Annotated in this window: 3 protein-coding genes; 1 reads left to right on the forward strand and 2 read right to left on the reverse strand. The window is 63.5% G+C overall.

Annotated elements, in window-relative coordinates:
• On the forward strand, positions 1 to 772 hold a 772-nt coding region (locus VKT51_09710), incomplete at its 5' end, for a methyltransferase domain-containing protein (GenBank protein ID HLJ84434.1).
• Positions 773 to 774: 2 nt separating this feature from the next.
• On the opposite strand, the gene VKT51_09715 is transcribed toward VKT51_09710, so the two are convergent.
• Together VKT51_09715 and VKT51_09720 are read right to left on the reverse strand one after the other, a co-directional pair.
• Entirely contained in the window at positions 775 to 1,956 is a 1,182-nt protein-coding gene (locus VKT51_09715; protein ID HLJ84435.1) for a branched-chain amino acid ABC transporter substrate-binding protein, read from the reverse strand.
• A 27-nt stretch (positions 1,957 to 1,983) separates the two neighbouring features.
• Positions 1,984 to 2,341, reverse strand: a 358-nt coding sequence (locus VKT51_09720; GenBank protein ID HLJ84436.1) for a UbiA family prenyltransferase, incomplete at its 5' end; no start/stop codon positions are given.

Here is a 2,341-nt window from a genome sequence, read left to right on the forward strand (position 1 = left end):
CAAACCGTGGGTCGATGTCACCACCTATCCGTGGGGCGACGAAGAATTTTCCACCCGCTACGTGCGGCGGGCGAACTACCAAGAGCTCTACGGCATGAAAGAGACCGGTGAAGAAGTCGACGACCTCATCACCCTGCTCAATGTCAAGCCCAAAGCGCGCGTGCTCGATCTCTGCTCCGGCAACGGCCGCCACGCCATCGCGATGGCGCTGCGCGGTTGCAAGATGACCGGCATCGACATCGGACCCGGATCGATTTCCCTCGCGCGCGAGACGTCGCGCAATCTCGGCTTGAACGTCGACTACCGCCAGGTCGACGTGCTGAGCATTTCATTTGAAGACGCGTACGATGCGGCCTACCTCACCTGCGGCGGTTTGTCGGATTTCAGCCCGAACGATGCCAAAGACCTGATCGGGCGCGTCGAGCGGGCGTTGGTCCCGGGCGGCACGTTCGTCGTCGAATTCGCCGATGCGGCAGCGGTCAGTCCGAACGACGTGCGCAGCTGGCGTTTCGTGCAGGCAGAGACATCGCTGTTCGTCGAGGGCTCGCACTTGCAACTCGACGAGCGGCTCTACGACGCGGATTCCAAATCCGAGAGCCTGCGCTCCTACGTCGTGCCTGCCGATGGCCACATGCGGGAATTCGCGCGCTGCCGGCGCTTTTACGGCGAAGACGAAGTGCGCGCGATGCTCCAGGCAGCCGGTTTTGCCGATGTCACCATCGCCGACGGCAGCGGCCCCGGCATGAAGAAGGCGGTTGCGAAAAAGCGTTAACGCTAACGCAGGATCAGCGGATTGGGAAAGGCAGCGGCTTCGTAACGGAAGCCGTTTGTCGTATCGTAGCGGTAGAAATACACATCGGGCTCGCTCGGGTCGCCGCCCGTGCGGAAGCTCACGGGCCCGATGATCGTCTGGAACAGCCCGGTCGAAAGCTTCCTGATCAGGATGCGCTTGTCGGTGGTGCCGGCGTCTTGCGCCGCGCTGATCGCCACTTGGGCTGCCGCATAGCCGAAGAGCGATAAGGCGGTCAGCCGCCCGTGCTGCGACTCGTAGCGGCGCTGGAACACCGCGACGCTGGGCATGAGCTGGATGGGAGGCACGCAGGTGCTCACTTCAACCCCTTGCGCGAGGTCTTTGAGCGATTTCATCGCGGCATCGTCATAGAGGCCGCTGCTCGCGAGGATCGGTGCGCTGTTGCCGGCTGCATGCAGCGCGCGCAACACTTTGACGAGATCGTCCGAGCGGCCCGACACGTACACGAGGTCGGGCGCGTACGCCATGGCTTTGGTGATGGTCGCGCCAAGGGTCTTCATGTCGAGATCGATCGGAAAGTCTTGCGCTTTCATCTGATTGGCCGCTGAGACGTAGTTCATGAACCCGGTCGCCGTGTCGGCGCCGAAGTCGTCCTGCAGCCAGAGCACGGCCGTCTTTTTGGCCTTCAGCGTGCGCTCCGCGTAGCGCGCGTCGAGCTGGCCTTCGGCCGTGTCCGAGGTGCACAGCCGAAAGACGTTGTCGTAGCCCATCTGCGTCAGGCGCGCGATGGATGACATCGGGATGATGAGCGGCACGCCTTGTTCGTGGTAGACGTTCTCGGCCAGCAGCGTCTCTTGGCCGCCGAGATGGCCGATGACGAACGCGACGTTCGGATCGACCAGCGCGAACTGCGCTTGCTGCTGCGCGATGCCCGGGTCGCCTTGGTCGTCGAAGCTCGCGTAGGAGTAGACGTAATCGGTCAGCCCGCGTTGCGCGTTGTAGTCGTCGATCGCCGCCTTCACCCCGGCGGACAGATCCAAGCCGAGGTTCTTCTCCGGTCCGGACAACGGCGCCACGACCGCGATGCCGACGACCTTGGCGTACGGCGGAAAATCGGCGTTGGTGCGTTGCGGCGACGACAGCAGCGCCGCGGCGGCGAACAGCGCGGTGAGCAAGAGGGCTTGAACGCGGCGGACTAGCGGCATGATCTTCCTTTTTTTCACGGGCGGCTCTTAGAGTCTGCTGGCGGCATAGAACGATGCCGCCGTGGTCACGAAGAATGCTACCGAAAACAGCATGTTGGCATTGAAGATCGCGTGATTGAGCGCGAAAACGTCACGCTGCCGGGCGATCAGCACGAACTCGTACGCGAGCAGCAACGCGGCGAACAAGACGCCGAGATAGTACAGCGGGTGCACCGCAGCCACCAGGCCGACCAAGCCGAGCGCCACCACGACCAGTGCATGCAGCAGCTCGGGCAATCGGCGGCCGGCCGATTCCCCGAAGCGCGCCGGAATCGAGCGCACGTCTTCGCGCAGGTCGAAGTCGCGGTCCATCATCGCATACAGCACGTCGAATCCCGCGACCCAG

The organism is Candidatus Eremiobacteraceae bacterium, assembly GCA_035295225.1.
Taxonomy (GTDB): Bacteria; Vulcanimicrobiota; Vulcanimicrobiia; order Eremiobacterales; family Eremiobacteraceae; genus JABCYQ01.